This window comes from Streptosporangium amethystogenes (genome assembly GCF_000721075.1).
GTDB classification, from domain to species: Bacteria; Actinomycetota; Actinomycetes; order Streptosporangiales; family Streptosporangiaceae; genus Streptosporangium; species Streptosporangium amethystogenes.
The window spans coordinates 323,586-350,461 of sequence record NZ_JOEQ01000012.1 but is presented as its reverse complement, the minus strand read 5'-3'; the positions used below and the strand labels follow the sequence as shown (position 1 = coordinate 350,461).

Below are 26,876 nucleotides of genomic sequence, written 5' to 3'. Positions count from 1 at the left end.
CCCCGCGCCGGTCACCGGCAGAGGGTGCCGTTGAGGAGAAGGCGTTCCGGCTTGGGGTTGGGGCCGGGGGCGTCGGCACCGATGAAGCCGAAGGTGACCGAGTCACCGGGTCTGATGGTCTTGTTCCAGCTGAGGTTCCTGGCGGTCACGGTCGCGCCGTCCTGGGAGATGTCGGCGCTCCAGTGCCGCCGGACGGTCTGGCCACCGAGGAAGGACCACGTCAGGGTCCAGCCGTCGATGGCCTTCTTGCCGGTGTTGGTGACGGTGACCTGGGTGTTGAACCCCTCGGGCCACTGACCGTGGTTGGTGTAGGTCACCTTGCACACCCCGGCGGCGGCGGGGGTGTCCAGGTAGGAGGCGATCCAGGCGAGCGGGGAGTTCCAGTTGATGGTCAGCTCGTTGGTGGACCACGACTCGATGTCGTCGATGTAGCAGAACTGGGGCGCGCAACCCTTGAGCTTGGCCTGGGCCACCGGGTCCTGAATGCTGGAGTTCGGGCCGCCGGCCAGGGTGCCGCGCGGCGGGTTGGGCAGGGACGGGTCGAGCTGATGGGCGTACCAGCGGCTGTGCTGGTTCCTGGCGGCGACCTCGCCGTAGCCGGTCACGTACGACTGGTTGAGGGCGTTGCGCCCGAAGAGGTAGTCCAGCCCCTCCAGCACCCCGTCGCGATACTTCGCCTCGCCGCTGAGGTCGTGGGCGACGGCCATCACGACCATGTTGTTGAGCACCAGGTTGTTGGAGCCCCAGTCGTAGGTCGACGGGTTGTACGGGACGCCGTAGGGGTGGGCCCGCTGGACGGCGAGATACCTGTCGGCGCCTTCCAGCACCGACTGGCGCACCCGCGCCCGGTCGGGGAGCGCGTTGGGCACCGCGGCCAGCTGCAGGCGGCCGAGCTGGGCGGTGTTGCCCCAGTCGAAGCCGCGCTCGCGCCAGATGTCGCCGGTGTGGTGCGGCGAGGCGAGCACGTAGTCCCTGAACTCCTTCTCGGCGGTGGTGAGATAGAGCTCGGCGGCGGCCCAGTAGAACTCGTCGGTCACGTTGTTGTCGTCGTAGGCGCCGCCGCCCACCCCGTCGGAGGCGTCGGCGTACCGCGCGGGGTCGGCCTTGGCCGCGGCCCAGGCCTTCCTGGCGGCGGCGAGGTTGCGCGCGGCGAACGCGGCGTCGTACGGGGCGAAGAGCCGGGCCGCCTGGGCCGCGGTGGCGGCCAGGTTGAGGGTGGCGGCGGTGGAGACCGGGTGCAGCTCGCGCCGCTGCGCGTCGAGGTGGGGCAGCAGCGGCAGGCCCGTCCACGCGGCGTCGTGGATCTTGTGGTGGGCCATCCCCGCGTGTGGCCTGCCGTCCGGGACCTGCATGCTGAGCAGGAACTCCTGCTCCCAGCGGGCCTCGTCGAGGATGTCGGGGACCCCGTTCCCGCTCTCGGGGATGTCGAGATCGCCGTCGGAGTGGATGCCGTCGGCCTTGGCGCGCTCGAAGGCGGACATCAGCTGGTGGACGGAGATACCGCCGTTGACGACGTACTTGCCGTGGTCGCCCGCGTCGTACCAGCCGCCCTTGACGTTCAGCGTGTAGTCGCAGACGCCCGGCTGGCAGGGCACCTCGACGTCACCGGTGTTGGGGGCCACGCCCGCGTGCCCGGCGGGCCTGCCGTAGCCGGGGCGAAGGGTGTCGAGGATCGGGATGCCGCTGCGCTGGGTGTAGTAGAACTTCAGTGCGTCGGCCCTGAGCTCGCCGTAGACGTCGGCGCCGATGTCGAACGGGCGGCTGGTCTCGCCGTCGGCCTCCAGCGTGTAGCCGGTGCCGGGGGCGGTGATCGAGCCGAAGTCGATCGAGTGCGTGTTCTGGCCGGAGCTTCCGTCGACGCCGCGCGGGACGGTGTCGCCCTGGGCGACGAGCTGCCCGCCGCGCCTCAGCTTCCAGCCCACCGGCTCCGTCTCCTTGGTGACGAGCGTGGCCCTCTTCGGCCCGGCGGGCAGGTAGCCGACCATGTTCACGCGGACCCGGGGTCCGGTGTCCGGCCGGTAGACGTCGGGTTCGGCTCCGCCCTTCAGGGAGACGTCGTCCACGCAGAACCTCCACGGGGTGGCGCTGCCCCCGAGCTGGAACGCCACCTGCGCGCCTGGCAGGTCCACCGGTGAGGTGAAGGTGTAGCGGTAGTCGTTGCCCGACACGCTCAGCTCGGGGTTGGCCGACAGGTACTGGGTGTAGGGGTCGACCGGGAGCTGGACGAGGGCCCTGGCGACGCGGCCGGGCGTCGCGACACCGAAGAAGGAGAACTCGTACGTCTCGTCCTTGACCAGGGGGATGTCGTTCTGGCCGACGATGACGTCCCACGGGTTGGCGGTGCCACCGGGGATGTCCGCGCAGAGCCGTCCGTCCTCGATCTCCAACGCGGTGTTGCCGGTGCTCCACCAGGGGGCGGTGCCGGTGTCGAAGGTGCCGTTGACGATCTGTTCGGGGCCGTCGGCGGCGGCGGGCAGCGGGGTCAGGGTCACCAGGGCGGCGGCCGTGGCGAGAGCGAGCCAGGCAGGTGGTCTGATCACGGGGGGTCCTTTACGCAGGGGGTGCGCCTCGCGGTGGGAGCGCCAGGTGGGAGCGTCCTTGTGGGAGCGCTCCCACTACGAGGATGCGCCGATGTTTCCAGTGCGTTTCGCCCGCAGTCAATCGACCCCTCTCCGGGGCCGCCCGCTGACCGGGTGAATGACCGATTTGCCCGATGAAACTTTCAGCGCTTCCGAGGGGCCGTGTCAGGGAGCGGTCCAGTCGATCTCCGGCCCCCGGGGCACGATCCCGCTCGGGTTGACGTTCGTCTGCGTCACGAAGTAGTGCCGCTTGATCTGGTCGAAGTCGGTCGTGTCGCGGAACGCGGGAACGGCGTACAGCTCGCGGGCGTAGGCCCACAGGGCCGGGTAGTCGACGAGCCGTCGCACCGAGCACTTGAAGTGCGAGTTGTAGACCGCGTCGAACCTGGCGAGCGTGGGGTAGAGCCGCACGTCGCTCTCGGTGAGCGCGTCGCCGTGCAGGCGGCGCCGGCCGGTCAGGCGCTCCTCCAGCAGGTCGAGCGTGGCGAACACGCCGGCGACCGCCTCGTCGTACGCCTCCTGGGAGTGGGCGAACCCGGCCCGGTAGACGCCGTTGTTGAGGCCGTGGAAGATCACGTCGTTCAGCGCGTCGATCTCCTCGCGCAGTTCCTCGGGGTAGAGGTCGGGTGCGCCCTCCGCGTGCCACGGCGCGAAGGCCGTCTCCAGGGTGAGGGTGATCTGCGGGTAGTCGTTGGTGACCAGGCGCTCGGCGGCGATGTCCCAGACGCAGGGCACCGTGTAGCGGCCCTGGTAGCCGGGATCGGTCGACAGGTAGAGCTCGGAGAGGTACCGCACTCCCGTCACCGGATCGCCGCCGGGCATCCGCCAGCCCTTCTCGTCCCTGATCGGATCGACGATCGTCACCCCGACCACCTCCCGCAGGCCCAGCAGCTCGCGGACGATGAGCGAGCGGTGCGCCCACGGGCAGGCGTAGGAGGCGTAGATCTGGTAGCGGCCGGGCTCCGGTGGATGCTCGCCGCCCGCCTCGATCCGTGTCGTGAACCGGTTCTGCTGCCTGACGAAGCGGCCGTCGCCGGAGATCTCCTTTTCCAGCTTCATGGTATGACGGTACGGGATCTCGAATAGAACATGGTTCGGTTGATGGGGTCGATGGTGCCGGGCTCTCCGGGAAATTTCATGCAAAACAAGTAGGAAATATTGACTTAGTCCGGAGTGGTGCGTAACTTGTCTGGTATGAGCTGCTGTCTGACCCATTTCGACCAGAAAGCATCGGTGGCCTCATGAGCATCGTGACCGTGGTGGGAAACCCGCGACCCGGGTCGCGTACGCACGGAGCGGCCATCTCGGCGGCGGCGGCCGTAGGAGGGCGGATCGGGGATCGGGGGGCTCCCGAGGTCGTCGATCTGGCGGTCCTGGCTCCGCTGCTGTTCGCCCCACAGACGGTGCCGGAGGTGAAGGCCGCGTTGGAGCTGGTCGCGGGTGCCGAGGTGCTGGTGGTGGCGAGCCCGACCTACAAGGCCACCTACACCGGCCTGCTCAAGGCGTTCCTCGACCGGCTGCCGGGTGGCGCTCTCGCCTCGACCGTCGCGCTCCCGCTGCTGGTGATGGGGGACTCCAGGCACTCCCTGGCGGTGGAGGTCCACTTCCGGCCGCTGCTGGTGGAGCTGGGCGCCGCCGTTCCCACGCCGGGCCTCGCGCTGCTGGAATCGCAGCTCGCCGACCTCGACGCAGTCCTTGGCCCCTGGGTCGACCGGGTCGCCCCACAGGTGACGGCGGTACTCGGGCAGCGGACTCCGGCGTGACGCCGGGAAGAGATGGCGGCGTTAATGGGTTCTGAGAAGTGTCTTTTATTCCTCGGAGGGGGAAAAGTGACCAAGTGGAGCATCTTGGCGGTACCCCACCCGTCCCTGGGAGAGGCGTCATGACCGAGACCCTGTCCGGCCGAGCGGTCGACGCGGAGCGGTTCCGGCAGGCGCTGGCCGTTCACGCGGCCGGGGTCGTCGTCGTCACGGCGCAGTTCGAGGGCGTACCGGTCGGTCTCACGGCGACCTCGTTCTCATCCGTCAGTCTCACGCCCCCGCTGGTCTCCTTCTACGTGGACCAGTCGTCGAGCACTTGGCCCTGGCTCCGGCAGGCCGATCACTTCGCGGTGAACGTCCTGGCCAGTGATCAGGCCGAGTTGGCCGCGCGCTTCGCGAAGAAGGGCGTCGACCGCTTCGCCGCACCCACCTCCTGGGCGCCGGGGCACCTGGGCGTCCCGCTGCTGGACGGTGTCTCGGCCCACCTGGTCTGTGCCCCCCACTCCACCGTCGACATCGGCGATCACGTCCTGGTCGTGGGACTGGTCACCGAGACGAGTCTCGAACCCGGCGGTCGCCCGCTCCTGTACCACCAGGGTCGTTTCGGGCGTTTCACCCCGCACTCCTGATCGGAATCCCTCGCCCGCCGCGCAACTCAGGGGATCACCCGAGCGTCCAACAACTGTGACACTCACTTCCGGTGACCCCGAGCAGGTCGGCCCTTACAGGTTGCTCAGCCGTCTCGGTAGCGGCGGCATGGGCACCGTCTATCTCGCTGAGGATGTCGAAGGCCGTCGCGTCGCGATCAAGGTGATCAATCGGGGGTTCGCTCACCGGGAGGAGTTTCGCCGCCGCTTTCGCCGGGAGGTCGAGGCGGCCCGCCGGGTACGGCGTTTCTGCACCGCGGCCGTCCTGGACGCCTGCCTCGATGGGGACGAGCTGTACGTGGTCACCGAGTACGTCTCCGGACCCACTCTCGGGGCGGCGGTGCGCGGGGAAGGCCCACTCGACGGTTCCAATCTGGAGACGCTCGCAGTCAACGTGGCGACGGCGCTGGCGGCCATCCACGCGGCCGGCATCGTGCACCGCGATCTCACGCCGGCCAACGTGCTGCTCTCCTCCGCCGGCCCCCTGGTCATCGACTTCGGTATCGCTCACACCCTTGGCGATCTCGACGGGCTGACCGAGACGGGCGGTGTTGTCGGCTCTCCCCATTACCTGGCTCCCGAGCTGTTGCGGGGAGAGCAGGTGACGCCCCTCTGCGACGTGTACTCGTGGGGATGTCTGCTGGTGTTCGCCGCGACGGGCCGTCCGCCCTTCGAGGGGGACACCGTCGCCGCTCTGCTGCACCGGGCGCTGTACGACGAACCGCGGCTCGACGGCTTGGACCTCGCGCTACGCGAGGTGGTCGAGGCCGCGCTGAACAAGGATCCGGCCGCACGGCCATCCGCGGAAGCGCTGCTGCGCATGCTCACCGGCACGGAGGGATCCGCCCTCTCCCCTTCCTCGCGGGCGGCTTCCTCACGACCGGCCCGGCGCTTCGCGGGGTACCGCCGCACATTGATCGTCCTTGTCGGCGTATTGATCGCATCCGGCGTCACCACCTGGCTCGTGTACGGCCCGGCGAACCTGATGGCTGCCGGCAAGCCCGAGATCTCCCTGACGCCGTTCACCGGGGACCCGGCCACTCCGAAATCGACGGCCAGTTCCCCGACATTCACTCGGGTGCCCAGATCGGCCGGTCAGGAGAAGATCTGGGTGATGGGGCCGAGTTGTGGTGGTGACGGGGTGCATAAGTTCTGGCTGAATCCGGGCGGCGGCGACGGCTGGAAACCCGCTCGGGGTGGCTGGAAGAGGGATGGTTGCGCCGGAATCGTCTTCTCCACGGCGCTGTCCGGCGGCGAGCAATGGAATGAGACCGCGTCCTGGTACGTCAAGCCCGGCCCGAACAGTAGCTGTGCCCTGGAGCTCTACGTCCCCGACACCCGCAGAGCAGCCGGTACAGCCATCTTCTACGTGACCACCGCGACTCAGGACTACGAGCTGAAGCTCGGCTACAGCGCGATCAACCAGGAGATCCATCGGGGCGAATGGGTGAAGCTAGGCACATTCGATACCGAGTTCGGCGACTTCTTCGTTAACTTCATCGACCCTGCGTTCGTCAATGGGCAGGAGAATTCCGACCCTCGCTCGGCCAAGCCGGTGGCGCTCTCCGCAATGCGCGCCACCTGTCGGCCCGTCTCATAGGGGGTGAAAAGCGCGATGATAGTGGTGGGTCAGCCTCGATACTGGATATATCCCTAATCGGGTGTTGTGCGGCTTCGAGGCAAACAATCTTGCGGGCGAGTGCCACTCGCGGTGTCGAGCGGTGGCGAAACGAGGACTGTCAGGCGAGGCGGACGGTGCCCCGGCCGGTGGTCAGGGGGAGATCCAGGGCGGTACGGATGCCCGGTGGAGCGGCGCAGAGGGCGGCCACGGAGTTCACGGCGTGGGCGGCGGCGCCGGCCAGCCCGTGGGAGATCTCGCTGACGGTGAGCATCAGCTGGGGCACGCCCTCGATGTGGACGCTGAAGCCGGGGTCGGCCCAGCGTGCCACCCGGGTGGCGTCGGCCTTGTAGACGCACTCCACGGTCATCAGGGGGCGGCCGCGGACAAGCCCGCTGAACATCCAGCGGGAGGCGCACACGGTGCCCGCCCTGACCAGCCCCGCGGCGATCTCGAACTCCTCCGAGGCGAGTTCGAACTCGTCGCTCTCCTCGACCTCGTCAAGGGTCACGCCAAGGTTGTCGGCGACGAACTGGACGCTCTCGGCGAACAGCGAGCGCTGGAGGGCGCGGAAGGGACGCACTCCGGCGGTGTAGTCCTTGGCCGAGCGGGTGAAGCCGAACAGGTCCACCACGATCTGCCGGGAGGGGTGACCCCGGAAGTCGGACGACTCCCGGATGTAGATGTGGTCGACCCTGCTGGACAGGCCGGTCAGCGTGAGCGGCAGCATGTCGCTCATGAAGCCGGGGTTGACGCCCGTGCCGTGCAGGGACGTCCCTCCCGCCCGGCAGGCGGCCTCCAGGCGGTCCACCACCGTCGGGCCGTAGCACTTGGGATAGACGAACCCGGTGGTGGTGATGACGTTCTTGCCGCTGGCGAGCAGCGCGCAGATGGTCTCCACGTCGTTCGGATGGCCCCCGCCGAAGTAGAAGGTCGGCAGCGGCATGTGCAGCACGCAGTCGGCCTCCAGGGCGAGAACCTCCTCGACGTCGTCGGTGCAGAGGACGCCGGCCTCGGGGAGTCCCACGAGGAGCCCCGCGTCCCGTCCCACCTTGTCCGGGTCGTAGACCAGCACCCCGACCAGTTCGAACTCCGGCCGGGTGATGACGCTGCGCAGGGAGTATCTGCCGACTGCGCCGGTGGCCCATTGGACCACGCGCAGGGGCGGCGATAAGGACATATGGGGCCTCCAGCCCGAATTGTTGGGCGGGGCCCTGTGGGGGAAATGAGGGGTGTCATCATTGACCCTCGCCCGTATGGGGCAGAAACTTTAGCAGAAATTAACACGCTCGCTTACTATGCGCAATGATCTCCTATTTTTTGGTTACCGCCCTGGGGGATTTTGGGGCCTTTATCCGAAAGGTAGTCGGCCGCTTCCGGGGGCGTCGCCGGAGGTCCGGGGCGTCCGTGATGGCATCGCCGGGGGCAAGCAAGCTATTGTTCAGAGGACTAGAATTATGTTCTCGTAGGAGGGTTGCGGATGTCAGAGCTGCGGTTTGACGGCAGGGTCGCGGTCATCACCGGCGCCGGACACGGTCTCGGCCGTTCGCACGCGCTGTCGCTCGCCGAGCGCGGTGCCAAGGTGGTCGTCAATGACCTGGGCGGGGCGCTGGACGGCACCGGGGCCTCCACAGGGCCCGCCGCCGACGTGGTCGAGCTGATCAGGAAGAACGGTGGCGAGGCGGCCGTCAGTACCGACAACGTCGCGACCCCCGAGGGGGCCAAGGCGATCGTCCAGACCGCGATCGACGCCTTCGGGCGGCTGGACATCGTCGTCAACAACGCGGGCATCCTGCGGGACAAGTCCTTCGGCAAGATGAGCGTCGAGGAGTTCGACCAGGTTCTCGCCGTCCACGTCCGCGGTTCGTTCCTGGTCAGCCGGGAGGCGTTCCCGTACCTCAAGGAGCAGGGGTACGGCCGGATCGTCAACACCTCCTCGCCCGCCGGGCTGTTCGGCAACTTCGGCCAGGCCAACTACTCCACGGCCAAGATGGGCCTGGTCGGCCTCACCAAGACGCTCGGCATCGAGGGGGCCAGGGCCGGGATCAAGGCCAACGCGATCGCGCCGATCGCCTGGACCCGGATGACCGAGGAACTCCTCCCCGCCGAGTTCGAGGCCAAGTTCACCGCGGAGCGGGTCAGTGCCCTGGTGACCTTCCTGGCGCACGAGGCCTGTGAGACCAGCGGCGAGGTCTTCAGCGTCGGCGGTGGCCGGATCGCCCGGGTGTTCGTGGCCGAGGGGCCCGGCTGGCGGCAGGACGACCACACGGTGGAGGACATCCGCGACAACTGGCAGGCGATCCTCGCCGAGCAGCCGTACCTGACCCCGACCACTCTCGGTCAGCAGGCGAGTGCCTCCATGAAGGCCATGCTCTGACGCGGCGGGCCGCGTTCCAGCGGTCCTGAGGTTCAAGGGGCGCTCCCATGCCGGGGGCGCCCCTTCTGCTGTCCGCACCGAGGCCAGGACTTTTGCTGATTTCTGCAAAAGTCGACGGACTGTTAGTTGAAAGCTCTTCACAAATCCAGCTAAAGGGGGTTAGCTTCTGCACATCCCACTCCGGGCGAGGAGGTGCTGTGAGTCGGGTCGCCACGGTCGCCGCGTGCGAGACGCGCTCGCGTACGGAACCCGGCCGGCTCATCGAGGCACACCTGGCGGGGCGGGTGGGGTCTGCGGCGATCACGTCCTCTCGGCCCGACGACGAACCAGTGAGGCCCCATGTCCGAAGCCACCCCCCTGCTGCGCATGCGGGGGATCGTCAAGCAGTTCCCCGGCGTGCGCGCCCTGGACGGTGTCGACCTGGAGGTGCTGCCCGGTGAGGTGCACTGCCTGCTCGGCCAGAACGGTGCCGGGAAGTCCACCCTGATCAAGACCCTGGCGGGCGCGCATCAGCCCGACGAGGGCACGATCACTTTGAACGGCGCGGACGTGCGGCTGTCGAGCCCGATCGCCGCGATCAGGCTCGGCATCTCCACGATCTACCAGGAGCTCGATCTGGTGGACGGGCTGAGTGTGGCGGAGAACGTCTTCCTCGGACACGAGCCGGCCCGGCTGGGGTTCGTCGGACGGGGGAGGGCGACGCGGGCGACGCGGGAGCTGCTGGCCCGGCTGGGGCACGGTGAGATCAACCCGTCGACGGAGGTGGGACGGCTGTCGCCGGCGGCCAAGCAGGTGGTGAGCATGGCGCGGGCGCTGTCGCACGACACCCGGTTGATCATCATGGACGAGCCGTCGGCGGCGCTGGCCCATGACGAGGTGGGCAACCTGTTCCGGATCATCCGGGAGCTGACCGCCCAGGGGGTCGCGGTGGTCTACATCTCGCACCGGCTGGAGGAGATCCGCGAGATCGGGGACCGGGTGACGGTGCTCAAGGACGGTCGCACGGTCGCGGTGGGGCTGCCGGCCAAGCAGACTCCGACCTCGCGGGTGGTGGCGTTGATGACCGGCCGCGAGGTCGAGTACGTCTTCCCGCCGCGCCGCGCGGAACGCGTCGCGGGGGCCGAGGTGCTGCGGGTCGAGAGGCTCACCGTGCCCGGAGTCTTCGCCGACGTGTCGTTCTCGGTGCGGGCGGGAGAGATCGTGGGGCTGGCCGGACTGGTCGGCTCGGGCCGCTCGGAGATCATCGAGGCGGTGTACGGGGCGCGGAGGTTCTCGGGACAGGTGTTCCTGGAGGGGCGCCCGGTGCGCGGAGGCGGTACGACGGGCGCGGTCCGGCTGGGGATGGGGCTGGCCCCCGAGGAGCGCAAGGCACAGGCCCTGCTGCTGGACCAGAGCGTGTCGCGCAACATCAGCCTGGCCAGCCTGGGCCGCTACTCGCGGCTGGGGTGGATGGACCGTCGACGCGAGGCCGCGGACGCACGGGAGATGGTGCGGGCCCTGGACATCCGGCCTGCCGATCCCGAGCGGCCGGTCAAGACGCTTTCCGGTGGCAACCAGCAGAAGGCGGTGCTGGCGCGGTGGCTGCTCAACGACCGCAGGCTGCTGCTGCTGGACGAGCCGACGCGGGGGGTGGACGTGGGGGCTCGGGCGGAGCTGTACGCGCTGGTGCGGCGGCTGGCCGATGAGGGGATCGGGGTGTTGCTGGTCTCCAGCGAGGTGCCCGAGGTGCTGGGGCTGGCGGATCGGGTGCTGGTCCTGCGGGAGGGCCGGGTCATCCGCGAGGCCGACGCCGGTGAGCTGGACGAGCACGCCGTTCTCGACATGATCATGGAAGGAAGTGCCCTGTGACATCCCTCTCGACCGGGAGCACCGGGAGCACCGGGACTGGTGAAAGGAACCGACAGGTCCTCATGAACGTCATCTCTTCTCGCTTCGAGAACACTCCGGCGGGGCTCCGGTGACGTCGCCCGCGGACGAGCGCGTCGAGACGCCGGTCCGTAAACCCGCCGTGCTGAGCCCGCTGGCCCGTCTCGGGGAGATGCGCCACCTCGGGCTGGTGGTCGCGCTGGTACTGCTGGCGGTGGTGGGCCTGGTCACGGTGCCCGGCACCTTCGCGACCACCTCCAACCTGGTGAGCATCCTGTCGCTGGCCGCGACCATCGGGGTGATCACGGTCGGCATGACCTTCGTGATCATCGGTGGGGGCATCGACCTGTCGGTGGGCGCGGTGATGGCGCTGGCGTCGGTGTGGGCGACCACGCTGGCCACCCAGTCCTACGGTCCGCTTGTGATGATCGTGTGCGCGGTGCTGGTCGGTACCGGGGCGGGCCTGGTCAACGGGTTGTTGATCTCCTACGGGCGGATGGTGCCGTTCATCGCGACGCTGGCGATGCTGGTGGCCGCCAGGGGGCTGGCACAGCGGATGTCCGACCGGCGCACCCAGCTGGTGCAGCAGGGCAACGAGATGATCGTGGAGCTGTCGACGACCCGGGTGCTGGGCATCCCGCTGCTGGTCTACATCTTCGCGCTGGTGGTACTGGCCGGGTGGGTGGTGCTGAACCGCACCACGTTCGGCCGGCGCACCTACGCGGTGGGCGGCAATCCCGAGGCGGCCAGGCTGGCGGGCATCGACGTGCGCCGCCACACCGTGGCGTTGTACGCGCTGTCGGGGCTGTGCTGCGGGATCGCGGCGGTTCTGATCATGGCCAGGACCACGACGGGTTCCTCCACGCACGGAGATCTGTACGAGCTGGACGCGATCGCGGCGGTCATCATCGGCGGCACGCTGCTGACCGGGGGGCGCGGGTCGATCATCGGATCGATCCTGGGTCTGCTGATCTTCACTGTGATCACGAACCTGTTCATTCTCAACGGGCTCAACACCAGCGACCAGCTGGTGGCCAAGGGCCTGATCATCGTGGTGGCCGTGCTGCTCCAGCGGCGCGCCCTCACCTCACGGACCTAGGCCCCGTCCGGTGGATCTTCCGCATCGCGAGACCGGCCGATTCTCGCCGCGGCAGGATCCGCCGGACAGGGCCTGGACCCGCGTCCCGCGGACCGGTCAGGGGTCCGCGGGGCGCGTCACGCTTCCCCCAGTTTCCCCCCCCCAAGAAGGAGCAGGGTCATGGCAGAGAACGTCGCTCGCAGGGGTTTCCTGCTCGGCGGTGCGGTCATCGGCGCGGGTGCGCTGGTGACGGCGTGCACCGGCAACGAGGCGGCCGCACCGGCAGGCTCGGCGCCGACGCCGGCGCCGGCGGCCGCGACCGGCGGTAACGACGCGCCCGGCGACAAGGTGGTCATCGGCTTCTCGGCGCCCGCGGCCGATCACGGCTGGATCGCCGCGATCGCCAAGAACGCCGAGGCCACGGCCAAGCAGTACGCCGACATCGAGTTCAAGCCGGTCGAGCCGACCAATGACATCAACGCGCAGATCTCCGCGGTGGAGTCGCTGATCGCGGCGAAGGTAGCCGCCCTGGTGATCCTGCCGAACGACGGCCAGCAGCTCAACCAGATCGCCCGCCAGGCCTCGGACGCGGGTATCCCGGTGATCAACCTGGACCGGGTCTTCCCCGACAAGCTGTCGTACCGCACCTGGATCGGCGGCGACAACTACGGCATGGGCGTCGCGGCCGGCCACTACATCGGCAAGAAGCTCAAGGACAAGGGGGTGGCCAACCCGGTGATCCTGGAGATCCAGGGCATCGCGACGCTGCCGCTGACCCAGGACCGCAGCAAGGGGTTCGAGGACGCGCTGAAGACGTACGGGTTCGCGGTGACGGCCAAGCAGGACGCGCAGTTCACCGTGGAGTCGGGGACCAAGGTCGCGGCGAACCTGATGCAGGCGCACAAGAAGATCGACGCGATCTGGAACCACGACGACGACCAGGGCATCGGCGTGCTGGCCGCGATCAAGGAGGCCGGGCGCAGCGAGTTCTTCATGGTCGGTGGCGCCGGGTCGGCCAACGCGATGCGCGACATCAAGGCGGGGACGGGGGTACTGGAGGCGACGGTGACCTACAGCCCCACGATGGCCTCCTCGGCGATCAAGCTGGCCCGCCTGATCGCTCAGGGCAAGGGGATGAGCGACCTGGTGGAGAACCAGGTGCCCCAGTCGATCACCCTGGCCTCGGAGACGATCACCAAGGAGAACGTGGACGTCTACCTGCCGCTGGGATTCGAGTCCTGATGGCTCAGGGGGACGAGGCCACGCCGGGACCGACGCCGACACCGGGGCCGGCGTCGGGAACGGCAGGTGGGGAACGCCCGAGACTGGGCATCGGCATGGTCGGCTACGCGTTCATGGGCCGGGTGCACTCCCAGGCCTGGCGTAGCGCGCCGGCGTTCTTCGATCTGCCGGTCCGGCCGGTGATGGCGGCGCTGTGCGGCCGTTCGGCCGAGGGCACTGCGCGGGCGGCCGGGCAGATGGGCTGGGCGGCGGTCGAGACCGACTGGCGCGAGCTGATCGCCCGCGAGGACGTCGACGTGGTCGACATCTGCACCCCCGGTGATTCGCACGCGCGGATCGCGATCGCCGCACTGGAGGCCGGCAAGCACGTGCTGTGCGAGAAGCCGCTGGCCAACACGGTCGCCGAGGCCGAGGCCATGGCGGATGCGGCACGGGCGGCCGCGGCCCGCGGGGTCTACGCGATGGTGGCGTTCAACTACCGGCGGGTGCCCGCGATCGCGCTCGCCGCCCGCTGGGTGGCCGAGGGGAGGCTGGGCGAGATCCGGCACGTGCGGGCGCAGTACCTGCAGGACTGGATCGTCGATCCGGACTTCCCGCTGGTGTGGCGGCTGCGCAGGGAACTCGCCGGGTCCGGGGCGCTGGGCGACATCGGCGCGCACATCATCGACACCGCGCAGTTCATCACCGGTCAGCACCTGACGCAGGTCTCGGCGCTGACCGAGACCTTCATCACCCGGCGTCCGCTGGCCGAGACCTCGGCCGGGCTGTCGGCCGGCGGCGGTGCCGGGACGGGGGAGGTGGACGTCGATGACGCGGCGCTGTTCATCGGCAGGTTCAGCGGTGGCGCGCTGGCCTCGTTCGAGGCCACCCGGTTCGCCACCGGGCGTAAGAACGCGCTGCGCATCGAGGTCAACGGCTCGGCCGCCAGCGTGGCGTTCGACTTCGAGGCCATGAACGAGCTCTGGTTCCACGACCACGCCCTGCCCGCCGAGGAGGCGGGGTTCCGCCGGGTGCTGGTCACCGAGCCGGGGCACCCGTACGCGGGGGCGTGGTGGCCACCGGGTCACGGCCTGGGCTACGAGCACACCTTCACCCACGAGGTGAAGGACTTCGTACAGGCGATCGCCTCCGGCACCGCGCCGTCCCCGTCGTTCGACGACGGGTTGCGGGTCCAGCGGGTGCTGGCCGCGGTCGAGCGCAGCGCCGCCGACCAGAGCCGGCTGACAGCGGTACGGCAGACGTGAGCGGGCCGGTCGCCGGATGGCGCGCCCACGCGCCGAGCGCGCGGGTGCGCCATCCGGCGCACGCCCCGGTGAAGAACGGGTCCATCAACCGTGTGGAGGACGCATGAGCAGGCCGATCACCTTGTTCACCGGCCAGTGGGCCGACCTGCCCTTCGAGGAGGTCTGCCGGCTGGCCTCGGGCTGGGGGTACGACGGGCTGGAGATCGCCTGCTGGGGCGATCACTTCGAGGTCGACAGGGCGCTGTCCGAGGACGGCTACATCGATCGCAAGCGGGAGACCCTGGCCAAGCACAACCTGGTCGTGCACGCCATCTCCAACCACCTGGTCGGCCAGGCCGTCTGCGACCACCCCATCGACGAGCGGCACAGGGCCATCCTGCCCGCCCGTCTCTGGGGTGACGGCGAGCCGGAACAGGTCCGTCGCAACGCCGCTGAAGAGATCAAGAACACGGCTCGGGCCGCGGCCAGGCTCGGTGTGGACACCGTGGTCGGCTTCACCGGATCGTCCATCTGGCACACCGTGGCGATGTTCCCGCCGGTGCCGCCCACGATGATCGAGGCCGGCTACGCCGATTTCGCCGCCCGGTGGAACCCGATCCTGGACGTGTTCGACGAGGTCGGGGTGCGTTTCGCCCACGAGGTGCATCCCAGCGAGATCGCCTATGACTACCACAGCACGGTGCGCACCCTGGAGGCCGTCGGGCACCGGCCCGCGTTCGGGCTGAACTGGGACCCCTCGCACATGGTGTGGCAGGAGATCGACCCGGTCGGCTTCATCCTGGACTTCGCCGACCGGATCTATCACGTGGACTGCAAGGACGCCAAGGTCCGCACCGGCGACGGCCGCCGCGGCCGGTTGGCCTCGCACCTGCCCTGGGGCGATCTGCGCCGGGGCTGGGACTTCGTCTCCACCGGCCGGGGTGACGTGCCGTGGGAGGACTGTTTCCGCGCGCTGAACGCGATCGGTTACACCGGGCCGATCTCCATCGAGTGGGAGGACGCGGGCATGGACCGCCTGGACGGCGCTCCCGACGCGCTGGCCGTGATCCGCGGGCTCAACGCCATCACCCCGCCCTCGGCCGCCTTCGACGCCGCCTTCTCCTCCGACTGAGGCACTCGGGCTCCTCCGGCTGAGGCCCCCGGGACCGGTGCGCTCACGACCGGGGCGCCGGGGGTGCCCCCGCGCTGAGGCGTAGCCGTTCACCTGCCGCGGACGGGGCGACGACAGGAACGGGTCACCGGTCCGCCCTGCTCAGGTGGGCGGCCCGGTGACCCGGTGCGCGGGCTCGGTTCTGGACGGTGCTCAGTCCATCACGACGATCTGGCGCAGCACCTCGCCGCCCCTGAGCGCCGCCACGGCGTCGTTGAGGTCGGCCAGCTTGATGCGGGAGCTGATCATGCTCTCCAGGTCGAGCTTGCCGGCCTTGTAGAGTCCCGCGAAGAACGGGAAGTCGCGCCGGACGTCCGAGCCGCCGTACAGCGAGCTGAGGATGTTCTTGCCCTCGAACAGCAGGCTGAAGGCGCTCAGCGGGACGTTGTCGTCCATCGCGCCCGCGCCCACCACGATCATGTCGCCACCCCGGCGGGTCGCCTGCCAGGCCGTCATGATGGCGGCGGACTTGCCGACGGCCTCGAAACCGTAGTCGAACCCGGCGCCGCCGGTGAGCGTGCCGAGCGCGTCCATCAGCTGGTCGGGGGTGATGGCGTGGGTCGCGCCGACCTTCTTGGCGAGGGCGTGCTTGGACTCCAGCGGGTCGATCGCCAGGATCGTGGTGGCGCCGGAGATGCGGGCCCCCTGGATCACCGAGAGGCCGATGCCGCCGGCGCCGACCACGGCGACCGTCGAGCCGGCCTTCACCCTGGCCGTGTTGAGTGCCGCGCCGACGCCGGTGGTGATCCCGCAGCCGATCAGGGCCGCCGCCTCGAAGGGCACCTCGGGGTCGACCTTGATCGCGCCCTGCCAGGGCACGACGATCTCCTCGGACCAGGTGCCGCACCCGGCCATGCCGAAGGCCGGGGTGTCGCCGCCGTAGCGGAAGCGGGCGTTGACGAAGCTGTCCATCACGTAGGTCATGCACAGGAACGGTTGGTGGACCAGGCAGTTCGCGCAGGTGCCGCAGGCCGGGGTCCAGTTGATGATGACGTGGTCGCCTGGCTGCACCGTGGTCACGTGGTCGCCGACCTCGACGACCTCTCCGGCGCCCTCGTGGCCGGGGATGACCGGCAGTGGCATCGGCAGCACGCCGCTGATCACCGACAGGTCGGAGTGGCAGACGCCGGTGGCCCTGACCTTGACGCGGACGTCCGTCGGGCCCATCGGGGCGAGGGTGAAGTCATCGCGGATGTCGAGCTTGTCGTCGCCGACGGCATGCAGAAGCGCACCACGCATGGGGGGACCTCCTAGTTCTCCTCAACGGAGAGTGCGGCTTTGGGACAGGACCGCACGGCGTGCCGGACGCGGTCCATCATCTCCGGCGGCGGCTCAGGCAGCAGCAGGTGCAGCTGGTCGTCGTCGTCGAGTTCGAAGACCTCCGGGGCGAGGCCCATGCAGATCGCATTGGCTTCGCAGACCAGATAGTCGACTTTGATTTTCATTCGGGCCTCCTAGCCGGGAATGGCGAGCTTACGGTGATCCCAAGAGATCACACGAGTGGGCTCGACCACAAAGGCGACCCTTTTGCGGCCGGTGTAGGCCACGTATTCGGTGAGCGACTCCTCCGCGTCGGGCATCCCGGCCATTCGTCTGGCCACGTTCATGCCGACGCCGAGGATGTCCTCGGGGTCGTCGATCCTCCGAGCCACCCCGTACACCAGTACGCCGCGCAGGTCGGAGTATTCCTCCCCGGCCTCGATCAGGCAGCTCACCCGGGCGTCGCGCTGGATGTTGAGTGTCTTCTGGGCCTTGCCGTAGGTCCAGAATGAGATCTTGCCCTCGGTCAACCCGTAGAACATGGTCACCATGTGCGGGGTGCCGTCCGGGTTGATCGTGCCGAGCTGTAGCTTCCGCGACTCACCGACGAAAGCCGTCACCTCGTCGTCGGACATCACGATGCGGGCGCGCTGGTTCACGGTGCAAAGTAGAACACGTTCCACAAGGTCGGGCAAGGGTCAATCGGAATCTTGTTCGGTATGGGTAGTCTGCTGTGATGAGCAATGCCACCATGCCCGCCGACCTGCTGTACGCCGCCCAGCACGCCAAGGGGTTCATGCCGCACCAGGAGGGAATCGCGCTGTTCGAGACCGCCGTCGAGTACGGCCCGCGCGGCCCGATCTGCGAGATCGGCAGCTACTGCGGGAAGTCGGCGATCTACCTCGGCGCGGGTGCCCGGCAGGCCGGGTCCGTCGTCTTCACGGTGGACCACCACCGGGGCTCCGAGGAGATCCAGCCCGGGTGGGCCCATCACGACCCCACCCTGATGGACCCCCGATTCGGCAAGATGGACTCGCTGCCCACCTTCCGCACCACCATCGCCTCCGCGGGTCTCGAGGAGGAGGTCATCGCGATCGTCGGCAGGTCCGAGCGCGTCGCCGGGCTGTGGAACACCCCGCTGGCGATGCTCTTCATCGACGGCGGACACTCCGAACTCCCGGTGACCAAGGACTACGAGGGGTGGGCGCCGCACGTCATGCGGGGTGGCGCCCTGGTCTTCCACGACATCTACCCGGACCCGGCCACGGGCGGGCAGGCACCGTACCGCGTCTACCAGCGGGTGCTCGCCTCCGGCGCGTTCAGGGAGGTCCGGCAGGAGGGCTCGCTGCGGGTGCTCGAACGGATCGGCCCCGGCATCGGCTGACCCCCGTGCGGGCGGCGGAGCCGTTTCAGCTCCCGGCCCGCGCAGACGATCACAAGGGCGAGGAACGGCCCGAAGACGATGTGGAACTGGACCAGAAGCCCGTAGACCGCCGCCGTGGCCAGGCCGAACACGACCTGGTCGCGCGCCCTGACCGGGGACGTGCCCGGATCGGTGATCACGTAGCCGGTGTGGAGGGCGAAGGCGGCCCCGGTCATCGGCAGCAGGGCACCGACCGTCGACACGTCACCCAGGCCGCCCCTGAGACACGCCTGCAGGGCGAATCCGCCCGCCCAGCCCAGGACCAGCGGCAGTCTGCCGGCGGGTCCGGCGTTCGCCGCCACGCCCCCCGCCAGTACGGCCAGCGGCACGATCAGGTCGAAAGGACCCGAGACCCACGCGGTGAACTGGTAGGCGGGGGCGAGGCCGACCCACGGGAACAACAGCAGCACGACGACGATCCCGAAGGCCACCGGATTCAGGAACGCGACGCCGGGCGCGTCCCCGCCGGTCCGCCCCGTCGGCTCGGGCGCCCGCACGCGGAAGAGGTACGTGCTGCCGACGCCGACCAGGACGGCGAGCACGATCGGCATCAGATGCCCGTTGCCGTACAGCAGCATCGCGCAGAGCAGGCCGCGGATGTAGGAGGGCAGGAAGAAGTCGGCGACCCGGTCGCGGGGCACCCCGAGGTAGCGGGCCGGGCGCCGCCACGCCCACGCCTCCACGGTCTCCAGTGCGAACTCGGTGGTCACGCCGGTGAGCGCGCCGACCACCGGCGCCAGAGGGGACTGCTCGAAGCCGAGCACGGTGTGCCCGAGCACGGTGATCAGGGTGAGGGACCACGCCGACCGGCGGAGCGCCCTGCTGCGGTTCGGACCGAAGCCCCCGGGCTTCGCTGCCTCGGGGGGCGGGGCGGCGCTCACGGACGGCGGACCTCCGAGGCGTGGCCGTCGGCCAGCAGGATCCGGTGCCAGCCGGGCTCCAGGGACACCGACGCGGTACGGGTGCCGCCGCAGGCGTCCCTCCAGGAGATCTCGACGGGGACGGGGGAGTCCGGCAGGTGGTCGCCCAGGCCGAACAGCAGCTCGGGCGCGGAGAAGCCGTTGTGCCCGTTGGCGGGGTAGAGCTGCCTGCTGCGCGTCACCCCGCCGGGCAGGCGCACCGTGGCGACGGCCCCGATGGCGGGCCGGGTCGGCCCGGGGCGTGTCCGGCCCGGTCGGGCCGGGGCGGGCCGCTCCGGCCCGGAGCGTGGTGCGGAGGATGGGTGGCAGAGGCCCGCGGGGAGACGGAGCCGCAGGCCCACGAACGGTGCCGTCGGGCCGTGGTTGCTGTAGAGCACCGACTCCGACCACTGGTTGGCGACCGCGAAGTCCAGTCGCCCGTCGTCGTCGACGTCGCCCACCGCGAAGGCCCGGCTGACCGTGCCGTCGCTGTCGCCGCCGACCCCGGCCCGCCGGGCCACGTCCGCGTAGCGACCGTCCTGACCCCTGGTGAAGAAGGTGTTGGTGTCGCGGCCCGACAGGTCGTCTCCGGCCCGGATGCTCGGCCAGAGCGCGGGATGGGAGAGGAACAGGTCGTTCGCCGACGCCGCCTCCTGCAGTTGCGCCCACCGGTCGACCTCACCCCTGACGAACCCGGTCGCGTGCATGATCTCGTCGTCGCCGTCGTTGTCGAAGTCGGCGGCCTTGACGTCCCAGGACCAGCCACTGCGGCTCAGCCCCAGCTCCTCACCGAGGTCGTCGTAGGGCGCGTGACCTCCGTGCAGGTCGCCGGGCCGGGACACGAAGGCGAAGTTGCCCTGCTGCAGCGCGTGGTCCTCGGTGAGGTTGCTCACCAGGATGTCCGGTCTGCCGTCGGCGTTGAGGTCGGTGAAGCCGACGCCCATCCCCTTGAACGAGTCGCGGCCGACGACCCTGGAGGCGGGAGTCGTCAGGTGCCTGGTGCCCCTGGCCTCGGTGAACCGGATCCGGCCGGGCACCGACTCGTTGACCAGCAGCCGGTCAGGGCCGAAGTCGCATGCCAGATACAGCTCGGGCCGCCCGTCGCCGTCCAGGTCCTGGGTGCCCAGCGCCAGGGTCCAGCCTCCGTTCCCGACCTCGTCGAACACCCCCTCGGCCTCGGTGAACCGCGCCGGTCCGCTCGCCAGGTAGAGCCGGGCGCCACCGCCGTTGGTGGCGGCGGACAGCGAGTCGGGCATCACCGCGCTGCCGGGGTCGCCGTCGTTGGAGGTGCCGCCGCCCAGCACCCGGACGCCGTCGGGAAAGTAGCCGCCGAAGACCAGGTCGAGGCGGCCGTCCCCGTCGAAGTCACCGGCCGTGGCGGCGCTGGTGTTCCAGATCTCCGGTTCCGCGGTCAGCGCGCGGTGGCGGAAGGCGGTTCCGGAAGGGGGTACCCCGGGCACGCGCAGGAAGAGCGAGGGGGAGCGGCCCCAGTAGTAGACGACCAGGTCCTGCCAGCCGTCCTGGTCGAGGTCGGCGGGCAGGCACCCGGCCGGCGCCTCGTACCGCCTGCGATCCGGGGGGACCAGCGTGAACGGCCGGTAGCCCCGGGGCGTTCCCGGCGCCCGCCTGACGGTCACCGTGTCATGGCGGGGATCGACCAGGCACAGGTCGTCGGAGACGACCTCGTTGTCCACGTCGAACAGCGCCACCCCGGCGCCCAGCGACGACACCCAGCCCTGAAGTCCGGCGTATCCCGCCGCGACCGGCCGCAGGGTGCGGTCACCGGGTCCCGCGGGCGGCCCGAGCGGCCTCGCGTGGAAGGAGAAGTCGGCCGACGTCTCCGCGACCGGGGTATCCGGCAGGCCGGTCAGCCGCCACCCGGCGGCGGCGGCGATCAGGGCGAGGGCTCCCGCCGCGTACCGGCGAATCCCTGACATCGCTCTCACCGCCCCTTCGAGCCGCAGGTGACGATCCCGGCCGCGACCGGCTCGCGGCGGCGCGGTCCGGCATCGTCCGCGCCGCTTCTCCGAGCCGGGGTCAAGAGTCGCGGTCGCGCCGTGCCCAGGCCTTCCGGATTCCCGCCCGCCAGGCCTGGTAGTGGTCGCCGCTGTGCGCGTTGTGGCCCAGTGCGACGAGCGCGGTGTCGGTCCAGGCCGCCGCCTCGTCCACTTCGGCCCCGCACAGCACGGGTGCGGCGGCGACGGTGTGCTCGGGGACCACAGCCGAGATCAGCCGGGAGGCGCAGGCGAGGGCGCACCCTTGGGCGAGGTGGGCGCGGAAACCGTCCTCGGCCGCGGCGGAGGCCAGCCGCCCCAGGTCCGTGGCGCTCGCGCCTCCGGTGTACGTGGCGGCCAGACCGACGCCGCTCCACAGGTCGGCGCGGCGCCCCGCGGGAAACTCGGCGATGCGCAACACGACGTCACCCGCCCCCGCGCACTCGTGGAACCAGAGCATCCGCCCCAGTCCCTGATCGAAGATCGCTCTCCGGGTCCGATCCATGAGCCCGGCCGTCCGCTGGCGTCCCACCGTACGGTCCGCGGAGAAGAAACCCTGGTGGAAGCCGAAGCCGTCGTGGGCCAGCCAGCGCAGCAGCGGGTGCACCGAGCGGACGCCCCACATCGGCCGTAGCCGCATCCGGGCGTACGCCCGGCCGGTGCCCATGTGGACGAGGTGCGGGTAGCGTATCCCCGGCCCGCTCAGCAGCTCCCGCAGACGGCGCCCGCCGGTGAGGGTGAGCACGTCGAGGGTGGCGCAGGCCATGCCCGCGCCCTCGTACCCGAAACCGCGCAGGTCCTCGCGGAGGTCGTCGATCCGCTCGGCCTCCCCGGCGACCACCGCGTTGAACCCGGTCGTGAACGACCGCTCCGCGTCCTCCAGCCGCTCGCGCGCCGGTCCCAGCCGGAACCGCCGCACCCCGAACCCCACCCGGGCGGGGTTCTGCCACAGCAGCCGGGCCACGCCGTTCGGCCTGGACGGCGCCGACGCCCTCGGCTTGGAAAGGTCGGGCTCCGGAGAGCCCGGTTCGGAGAAGTCCGGCCGGGGGGAGGGGGACGAGGATTCCTGCGGTACCGGATGCTCGGCGAGGTCCGGGGGACCGGCCGCATCCGTGGGTTCGGGTCGCCGCGGGGGTGCCGGGTCGGGGGTGTCCTCCGGGACGGCCGCCGCGCCGGCCGTCCCGGCGTCATCGCTCTGAGCTACCGTCCGAGTGCCCTCCGCATTACTCACGGACCCGAACGTAGTGAGCCGCATTCAGCCCTTCAAGCACCACGTTTCTGATTCCGTGCAAAGAAAACGCCGACGGCACGGCCGAAAGCCGGGTATTCAGCTCCGGGAGCGGGCGTGGCTGCAGCCGCAGGCGGCGGTGGGGCGGTCGGTCAGGTACTTGCCCGCGTCGCGGAAGATGCCCGCGGCGGGGGTGTGCCCGGCCAGCGCGTCGGCGGCGAGTACGACCGCGGCCGCGGTGTAGGCGGAGCGCTCGTGGGGGAACCACTTCTCGTTCACGAACTGCCAGCCGGTCCAGTACGAGCCGTCCTCGTGCCGCAGGTGCTGCATGTCCGAGAAGAGCTTCCGTGCCCGGTTCCGGTCGCCCAGCGCGTCGAGGGTGAGCACCAGCTCGCACGTCTCGGCACCGGTCACCCACGGCTGGTCGGAGACGCAGCGGATGCCGAGGTCGGGCTCCACGAACGTGTCCCACTCCTCGGACAGCCGGGTCCGCGCGGCCGGGCCGCGCACCGCGCCGCCCAGGATCGGGTAGTACCAGTCCATCGAGAAGCGGCTCTTGTCGGCGAACGCCTCGGGGTGGGCGGCCAGCACGTGGCCGAGCTGGTCGGCGGCCAGCTCCCAGTCGGGCTGCGGGTCGCCCAGGTGCTCGCCGAGCAGCACGCCGCAGCGCAGGCCCTGGTGGATGGAGGCGCAGCCGGTCAGCAGCGCGTACCCGGCGGGCCTGCCGTCGGCCGCGCGCTCCCAGACGATCTCGCCCCGGGTGGTCTGCAGGCCGACCACGAAGTCCAGCGCCGCCCGGACCGTCGGCCACATCCGCCGGGCGAAGTCCTGGTCGGAGGTCACCAGCAGCTCGTGCCAGACGCCGACCGCGATGTAGGCGGCGTGGTTGGACTCCCCGCCCTGCTCGACGGCCTCGCCCCCGAGCAGCTTCATCGGCCAGGAGCCGTCGGAGCGCTGGGTGTGGACCAGCCAGTCGTATCCCCGGCGGGTGGGACCGGTCAGCCCCGCCACGCTCATCGCCATCAGGCACTCGACATGGTTCCAGGCGTCCACGTGCCCCTCGGGCCAGGGAATGCCGCCGTCGGGCTCCTGCACCGCCGCGATGCTCTGGGCGGTCTGCACGACCTGTTCCCAGGAGATCATGCGGGCTTCCGGACGTAGAGCACCACGCTCTTGCCGATGAGCGGGTTGAGCACGGCCTCGGCGATCCTGGTGGCGGCTGGGCGCTTCATGATGTCCCAGACCAGCAGTTCGTGGTAGGCCTTGGCCAGCGGGTGGTCGTTGTTGTCGACGCCGACCGCGCACTTGATCCACCAGTACGGCGCGTGCAGGCCGTGGGCGTGGTGGTGCGGGCCGATGGTGAAGCCCGTCGACTTGAGCTTCGCGCTCAGCTCGGCCAGCGTGTAGATGCGGACGTGCCCGCCGGGAGCGGTGTGGTACGCCTCGTCGAGCGCCCAGCAGATCCGTTCCGGCAGGAAGCTCGGCACCGTGATGGCCGCCTGGCCACCCGGCTTGAGGACCCGGAAGATCTCCCGCATCGCGGCCATGTCGTCGGGGATGTGCTCCAGCACCTCGGCCGCGATCACCCGGTCGAAGGAGCCGTCCTCGAACGGCATGTCGAGCGCGTCGCCCGTCACGGTGTCCGCCGTCGCACCGGGGGGCACCTCGCCGGCCTTGTCCATCGCGGCGAACATGTTCGCCACGCCTTCCAGCTCTCCCGCGTCCATGTCGAAGGCCACCACGTCGGCACCGCGCCGCAGTACCTCGAACGCGTGGCGTCCGCCGCCACACCCCAGGTCCAGCAGCCGGGTTCCCGGACCCACGGGCAACCGGTCGAAGTCGACAGTCAGCACTGGCCGCTCCTTGTGAGAGGTGATCGTTTCAGGGTGTCGGTCACTTCGCGCGGTGGGCCTGGATGGCCTCGTGGTAGGCCTCCACGGTCCGCTTGGCGACGACGTTCCAGGTGAAGCGCTCCATGACCCGGTCGTAGCCCTTCTTGCCCACCGCGGCCCGCTCCTCGGGAGAGTCGTGCAGGCGGCGCAGCACCGCGGCCAGCTCCTCGGGGTCGCCGGGGGCCACCTGTACGGCGGCGTCGCCGACGACCTCGGGCAGCGCCCCGGTGCGGCTGGCGACCAGCGGGGTGCCGCAGGCCATGTGCTCGACGGCGGGCAGTGAGAAGCCCTCGTACAGGGAGGGGACGACCGAGATCTCCGAGGTGGCGATCAGCTCGCCCAGCTCGGTGTCGGAGATGCCGTGCACGAACCTGACCCGGTCCCGCAGCGCCAGCTCGCCGACGAGCTTCTCGGTCGGCCCGCCGGGGGTGGGCTTGCTGACCACCGTCAGGTTGACGTCGCGTTCGGTGGCGAGCTTCGCCACGGCCCGCAGCAGCGTCGCGACCCCCTTCATCGGGGAGTCGGCGCTGGCCACCGCGACGATGGAGCCGGGCCGCTTGGGAAGCTCCGGGCGCGGGTGGAAGTAGCGGGTGTCGACGCCCAGCGGGATGAGCCGCATGTTCTTCTGCGGCACGTTGAAGTCGCGGTGGATGTCGGCGAGGGAGGACTCGCTGACGGTCAGGATCGGGCTGAGCCGCGGCGCCACCTTGGCCTGCATGCGCACGAAGCCGTACCAGCGTCGCATGGAGAGCTTCTTGCGCAGTGGAGCCGCCTTCAGCTCGATGCGCCGGTCCACGCTGATCGGGTGGTGGATGGTCCCGACCACGGGGAACAGCTTCTGGATGCCGAGCAGTCCGTAGCCGAGGGTCTGGTTGTCCTGCACCACGTCGAAGTCGCCGACGCGCTTCTTCAGCTCGCGGTGCGCCCGCAGGGTGAAGGTCAGCGGTTCGGGAAACCCCGCGGTCCACATGGTGCCGACCTCGAGCAGGTCGATCCAGTCGCGGTACTCGCGGAGGCCGGGAGTACGGAAGGGGTCCTCGTCGCGGTACAGGTCCAGGCTGGGGACCTTGGTGAGGATGACGCCCTCGTCGAGTTCCGGGTAGGGCTGGCCGGAGAAGACCTCCACGCTGTGCCCGAGGGCGACCAGCTCGCGGCTGAGGTGACGCAGGTAGACACCCTGCCCACCACAGGTCGGCTTGCTGCGATACGACAGCAGTGCCACCCGCAGTGATTCAGCACCCGGCACGGCAACCCCTTTCTCACCCTGCCCGAAAGGGGACAGGTACCGTGAAAGATGACCTTAGTCCTCGGACACTACCATTCGGTAGCTCTGTTGTACCTGATGTGGAATTGTTCCTAGGGGGTGCTTCACCGGGCGCGAGCTGGGAGGTTAACCTGACCGAACAGGATTCGGTGGAACGCGTTCTAGGCGTGTCCTGGGGGAGATAGTGCCCATACGAGGGTTGGACGGTACATTCGCCAATCAAACGGCATAAGACCAGGCATAGGTCCCGCCCCCGCAAGCGAGGAGGACGCGTTGGCCAGGCGCGCGCTGATCACAGGTATCACCGGGCAGGACGGTTCCTATCTGGCCGAGTGCCTGCTCAGTCAGGGCTACGAGGTCTTCGGTCTGGCCCGAGGGCAGGCCAACCCGCGCGTCTCACGGCTCCGCAAGCTCCTGCAGGACGTTCAGCTCGTCCGGGGCGACCTGCTCGACCAGGGTTCGCTGATCTCCGTGGTGGAGAAGGTCCAGCCCGACGAGGTCTACAACCTGGGCGCCATCTCGTTCGTCCCCATGTCGTGGGAGCAGGCCGAGCTCACCGCCGAGGTGACCGGCATGGGCGTGCTGCGCATGCTGGAGGCCATCCGGGTCTGCTCCGGGATCTCCTCCTCGCGTACCGCCGCCGGATCCGGGCAGATCCGGTTCTACCAGGCGTCGTCCTCGGAGATGTTCGGCCAGGTGCGCGAGACCCCGCAGACCGAGATCACCCCCTTCCACCCCCGCTCGCCGTACGGTGTGGCCAAGGCGTACGGGCACTTCCTGACGCAGAACTACCGCGAGTCGTACGGCATGTACGCGGTGTCGGGGATCCTGTTCAACCACGAGTCCCCGCGCCGGGGCGCCGAGTTCGTCACCAGGAAGGTGAGCCTCGGGGTGGCCAGGATCAAGCTCGGCCTCGCCTCGGAGCTGCGCCTGGGCAACATGGAGGCGCGTCGCGACTGGGGGTTCGCCGGAGACTACGTCCGCGCGATGCACCTGATGCTCCAGGCGGACACGCCCGAGGACTACGTGATCGGCACCGGCCGCACCCACACCGTCCGCGACCTTGTGGAGGCGGCCTTCACCGCCGCCGGGCTGGACTGGGAGCGGTACGTCGTCACCGACCAGAGCCTGCACCGTCCCGCCGAGGTCGACCTGCTCTGCGCCGACCCGAAGAAGGCCCGCGTCCAGCTCGGCTGGGAACCCTCGGTCACCTTCGAGGAGCTGGTGGCGATGATGGTCGCATCGGACGTCAAGCTGCTCTCCGACGGCGGCGACCCCGACCAGGACTCCTCCTGGCCCTGATCTCCGGATCGGGCGCAGGGCTTCTGCTGCGGCGGGGCGCCGCCTATCGTCGT

The 26,876-nt window shown here is 69.9% G+C and carries 23 protein-coding genes; 11 read left to right on the top strand and 12 right to left on the bottom strand.

Annotated elements, in window-relative coordinates; translation table 11 throughout:
* Window positions 1-11: 11 nt before the first annotated feature.
* A complete protein-coding gene (locus IG98_RS0119970; RefSeq protein ID WP_051752496.1) occupies window positions 12-2,540 on the bottom strand; it encodes a glycoside hydrolase family 9 protein in 2,529 nt (842 codons plus the stop codon).
* Between the two features lie 204 nt (window positions 2,541-2,744).
* Complete coding sequence (locus IG98_RS0119965; RefSeq protein ID WP_030913958.1) at window positions 2,745-3,638, bottom strand: glutathione S-transferase family protein; 894 nt, start codon at window positions 3,636-3,638, stop codon at window positions 2,745-2,747.
* Window positions 3,639-3,820: 182 nt separating this feature from the next.
* Here IG98_RS0119965 and IG98_RS0119960 point away from each other — a divergent pair, with 182 nt between their 5' ends.
* The 3 genes from IG98_RS0119960 to IG98_RS47085 all read left to right on the top strand — a co-directional run bounded on the left by IG98_RS0119960 (window position 3,821) and on the right by IG98_RS47085 (window position 6,586).
* Window positions 3,821-4,342: an NADPH-dependent FMN reductase gene (locus IG98_RS0119960; RefSeq protein WP_030913957.1), complete on the top strand. Its 522-nt coding sequence runs from the start codon at window positions 3,821-3,823 to the stop codon at window positions 4,340-4,342.
* Window positions 4,343-4,461: 119 nt separating this feature from the next.
* Window positions 4,462-4,968 carry a flavin reductase family protein gene (locus tag IG98_RS0119955; RefSeq protein ID WP_030913955.1) on the top strand — a complete coding sequence of 169 codons (507 nt, stop codon included), beginning with the start codon at window positions 4,462-4,464 and terminating at the stop codon, window positions 4,966-4,968.
* A 55-nt stretch (window positions 4,969-5,023) separates the two neighbouring features.
* Window positions 5,024-6,586, top strand: coding sequence for a serine/threonine-protein kinase (locus IG98_RS47085; protein ID WP_051752494.1), 1,563 nt, complete (start codon window positions 5,024-5,026; stop codon window positions 6,584-6,586).
* A 139-nt stretch (window positions 6,587-6,725) separates the two neighbouring features.
* Here IG98_RS47085 and IG98_RS0119945 read toward each other — a convergent pair whose 3' ends face one another.
* Window positions 6,726-7,784 carry an NAD(P)H-dependent amine dehydrogenase family protein gene (locus IG98_RS0119945; RefSeq protein WP_030913951.1) on the bottom strand — a complete coding sequence of 353 codons (1,059 nt, stop codon included), beginning with the start codon at window positions 7,782-7,784 and terminating at the stop codon, window positions 6,726-6,728.
* 300 nt (window positions 7,785-8,084) lie between these two features.
* Here IG98_RS0119945 and IG98_RS0119940 point away from each other — a divergent pair, with 300 nt between their 5' ends.
* From IG98_RS0119940 to IG98_RS0119915, 6 genes are all read left to right on the top strand, one after another.
* Window positions 8,085-8,981 carry an SDR family oxidoreductase gene (locus IG98_RS0119940; protein ID WP_030913949.1) on the top strand — a complete coding sequence of 299 codons (897 nt, stop codon included), beginning with the start codon at window positions 8,085-8,087 and terminating at the stop codon, window positions 8,979-8,981.
* Between the two features lie 339 nt (window positions 8,982-9,320).
* Window positions 9,321-10,829: a sugar ABC transporter ATP-binding protein gene (locus IG98_RS0119935; RefSeq protein WP_030913947.1), complete on the top strand. Its 1,509-nt coding sequence runs from the start codon at window positions 9,321-9,323 to the stop codon at window positions 10,827-10,829.
* Window positions 10,830-10,938: 109 nt separating this feature from the next.
* Window positions 10,939-11,946 carry an ABC transporter permease gene (locus tag IG98_RS0119930; RefSeq protein ID WP_051752492.1) on the top strand — a complete coding sequence of 336 codons (1,008 nt, stop codon included), beginning with the start codon at window positions 10,939-10,941 and terminating at the stop codon, window positions 11,944-11,946.
* 159 nt (window positions 11,947-12,105) lie between these two features.
* The gene (locus IG98_RS0119925) at window positions 12,106-13,167 is read left to right on the top strand and encodes an ABC transporter substrate-binding protein (RefSeq protein WP_030913943.1); all 1,062 of its coding nucleotides are present in this window, start codon (window positions 12,106-12,108) and stop codon (window positions 13,165-13,167) included.
* Window positions 13,167-14,411 (top strand): Gfo/Idh/MocA family protein, encoded by a 1,245-nt coding sequence (locus IG98_RS0119920; RefSeq protein ID WP_084195507.1) that lies wholly within the window; start codon window positions 13,167-13,169, stop codon window positions 14,409-14,411. The genes IG98_RS0119925 and IG98_RS0119920 overlap by 1 nt, the downstream gene beginning before the upstream one ends.
* Before the next feature lie 103 nt (window positions 14,412-14,514).
* Window positions 14,515-15,522, top strand: a complete 1,008-nt coding sequence (locus IG98_RS0119915; RefSeq protein ID WP_030913939.1) for a sugar phosphate isomerase/epimerase family protein — start codon at window positions 14,515-14,517, stop codon at window positions 15,520-15,522.
* 192 nt (window positions 15,523-15,714) lie between these two features.
* Here IG98_RS0119915 and IG98_RS0119910 read toward each other — a convergent pair whose 3' ends face one another.
* The 3 genes from IG98_RS0119910 to IG98_RS0119900 are packed head-to-tail and all read right to left on the bottom strand — an operon-like array spanning window position 15,715 to window position 17,480.
* The gene (locus IG98_RS0119910; protein WP_030913936.1) at window positions 15,715-16,800 is read right to left on the bottom strand and encodes an alcohol dehydrogenase catalytic domain-containing protein; all 1,086 of its coding nucleotides are present in this window, start codon (window positions 16,798-16,800) and stop codon (window positions 15,715-15,717) included.
* 11 nt (window positions 16,801-16,811) lie between these two features.
* Window positions 16,812-17,006 (bottom strand): ferredoxin, encoded by a 195-nt coding sequence (locus tag IG98_RS0119905; RefSeq protein WP_030913934.1) that lies wholly within the window; start codon window positions 17,004-17,006, stop codon window positions 16,812-16,814.
* 9 nt (window positions 17,007-17,015) lie between these two features.
* Window positions 17,016-17,480, bottom strand: a complete 465-nt coding sequence (locus IG98_RS0119900; protein ID WP_030913932.1) for a pyridoxamine 5'-phosphate oxidase family protein — start codon at window positions 17,478-17,480, stop codon at window positions 17,016-17,018.
* A gap of 77 nt (window positions 17,481-17,557) precedes the next feature.
* Between IG98_RS0119900 and IG98_RS48850 the strand changes: the two genes are divergently transcribed.
* The gene (locus IG98_RS48850; RefSeq protein ID WP_245651631.1) at window positions 17,558-18,205 is read left to right on the top strand and encodes a class I SAM-dependent methyltransferase; all 648 of its coding nucleotides are present in this window, start codon (window positions 17,558-17,560) and stop codon (window positions 18,203-18,205) included.
* Here IG98_RS48850 and IG98_RS0119890 read toward each other — a convergent pair.
* The 6 genes from IG98_RS0119890 to IG98_RS0119865 form a co-directional block, all read right to left on the bottom strand.
* Complete coding sequence (locus IG98_RS0119890; RefSeq protein WP_051752490.1) at window positions 18,112-19,125, bottom strand: hypothetical protein; 1,014 nt, start codon at window positions 19,123-19,125, stop codon at window positions 18,112-18,114. The genes IG98_RS48850 and IG98_RS0119890 overlap by 94 nt on opposite strands.
* Window positions 19,122-21,080 (bottom strand): CRTAC1 family protein, encoded by a 1,959-nt coding sequence (locus IG98_RS0119885; RefSeq protein WP_030913927.1) that lies wholly within the window; start codon window positions 21,078-21,080, stop codon window positions 19,122-19,124. Before IG98_RS0119885 ends, IG98_RS0119890 begins: the two co-directional genes overlap by 4 nt.
* Window positions 21,081-21,180: 100 nt before the next feature.
* Window positions 21,181-22,368, bottom strand: a complete 1,188-nt coding sequence (locus IG98_RS45050; RefSeq protein ID WP_169750151.1) for a DUF1702 family protein — start codon at window positions 22,366-22,368, stop codon at window positions 21,181-21,183.
* 96 nt (window positions 22,369-22,464) lie between these two features.
* Entirely contained in the window at window positions 22,465-23,508 is a 1,044-nt protein-coding gene (locus IG98_RS0119875) for a prenyltransferase (protein WP_030913923.1), read from the bottom strand.
* A complete protein-coding gene (locus tag IG98_RS0119870; protein ID WP_030913921.1) occupies window positions 23,505-24,218 on the bottom strand; it encodes a class I SAM-dependent methyltransferase in 714 nt (237 codons plus the stop codon). Before IG98_RS0119870 ends, IG98_RS0119875 begins: the two co-directional genes overlap by 4 nt.
* A gap of 40 nt (window positions 24,219-24,258) precedes the next feature.
* Complete coding sequence (locus IG98_RS0119865) at window positions 24,259-25,503, bottom strand: glycosyltransferase family 4 protein (protein WP_030913919.1); 1,245 nt, start codon at window positions 25,501-25,503, stop codon at window positions 24,259-24,261.
* Between the two features lie 291 nt (window positions 25,504-25,794).
* Between IG98_RS0119865 and IG98_RS0119860 the strand changes: the two genes are divergently transcribed.
* The gene (locus tag IG98_RS0119860; protein WP_030913917.1) at window positions 25,795-26,823 is read left to right on the top strand and encodes a GDP-mannose 4,6-dehydratase; all 1,029 of its coding nucleotides are present in this window, start codon (window positions 25,795-25,797) and stop codon (window positions 26,821-26,823) included.
* Window positions 26,824-26,876 lie beyond the last annotated feature (53 nt).

Bases quoted from the DNA above. Each gene is read 5' to 3' on its own strand.
- IG98_RS0119945 (WP_030913951.1), bottom strand. From the start codon at position 7,784: ATGTCCTTATCGCCGCCCCTGCGCGTGGTCCAATGGGCCACCGGCGCA.
- IG98_RS0119940 (WP_030913949.1), top strand. From the start codon at position 8,085: ATGTCAGAGCTGCGGTTTGACGGCAGGGTCGCGGTCATCACCGGCGCC.
- IG98_RS0119915 (WP_030913939.1), top strand. From the start codon at position 14,515: ATGAGCAGGCCGATCACCTTGTTCACCGGCCAGTGGGCCGACCTGCCC.
- IG98_RS0119925 (WP_030913943.1), top strand. From the start codon at position 12,106: ATGGCAGAGAACGTCGCTCGCAGGGGTTTCCTGCTCGGCGGTGCGGTC.
- IG98_RS0119885 (WP_030913927.1), bottom strand. From the start codon at position 21,080: ATGTCAGGGATTCGCCGGTACGCGGCGGGAGCCCTCGCCCTGATCGCC.
- IG98_RS0119960 (WP_030913957.1), top strand. From the start codon at position 3,821: ATGAGCATCGTGACCGTGGTGGGAAACCCGCGACCCGGGTCGCGTACG.
- IG98_RS48850 (WP_245651631.1), top strand. From the start codon at position 17,558: ATGAGCAATGCCACCATGCCCGCCGACCTGCTGTACGCCGCCCAGCAC.
- IG98_RS0119905 (WP_030913934.1), bottom strand. From the start codon at position 17,006: ATGAAAATCAAAGTCGACTATCTGGTCTGCGAAGCCAATGCGATCTGC.
- IG98_RS0119910 (WP_030913936.1), bottom strand. From the start codon at position 16,800: ATGCGTGGTGCGCTTCTGCATGCCGTCGGCGACGACAAGCTCGACATC.
- IG98_RS0119875 (WP_030913923.1), bottom strand. From the start codon at position 23,508: ATGATCTCCTGGGAACAGGTCGTGCAGACCGCCCAGAGCATCGCGGCG.
- IG98_RS0119955 (WP_030913955.1), top strand. From the start codon at position 4,462: ATGACCGAGACCCTGTCCGGCCGAGCGGTCGACGCGGAGCGGTTCCGG.
- IG98_RS0119920 (WP_084195507.1), top strand. From the start codon at position 13,167: ATGGCTCAGGGGGACGAGGCCACGCCGGGACCGACGCCGACACCGGGG.
- IG98_RS0119935 (WP_030913947.1), top strand. From the start codon at position 9,321: ATGTCCGAAGCCACCCCCCTGCTGCGCATGCGGGGGATCGTCAAGCAG.
- IG98_RS0119965 (WP_030913958.1), bottom strand. From the start codon at position 3,638: ATGAAGCTGGAAAAGGAGATCTCCGGCGACGGCCGCTTCGTCAGGCAG.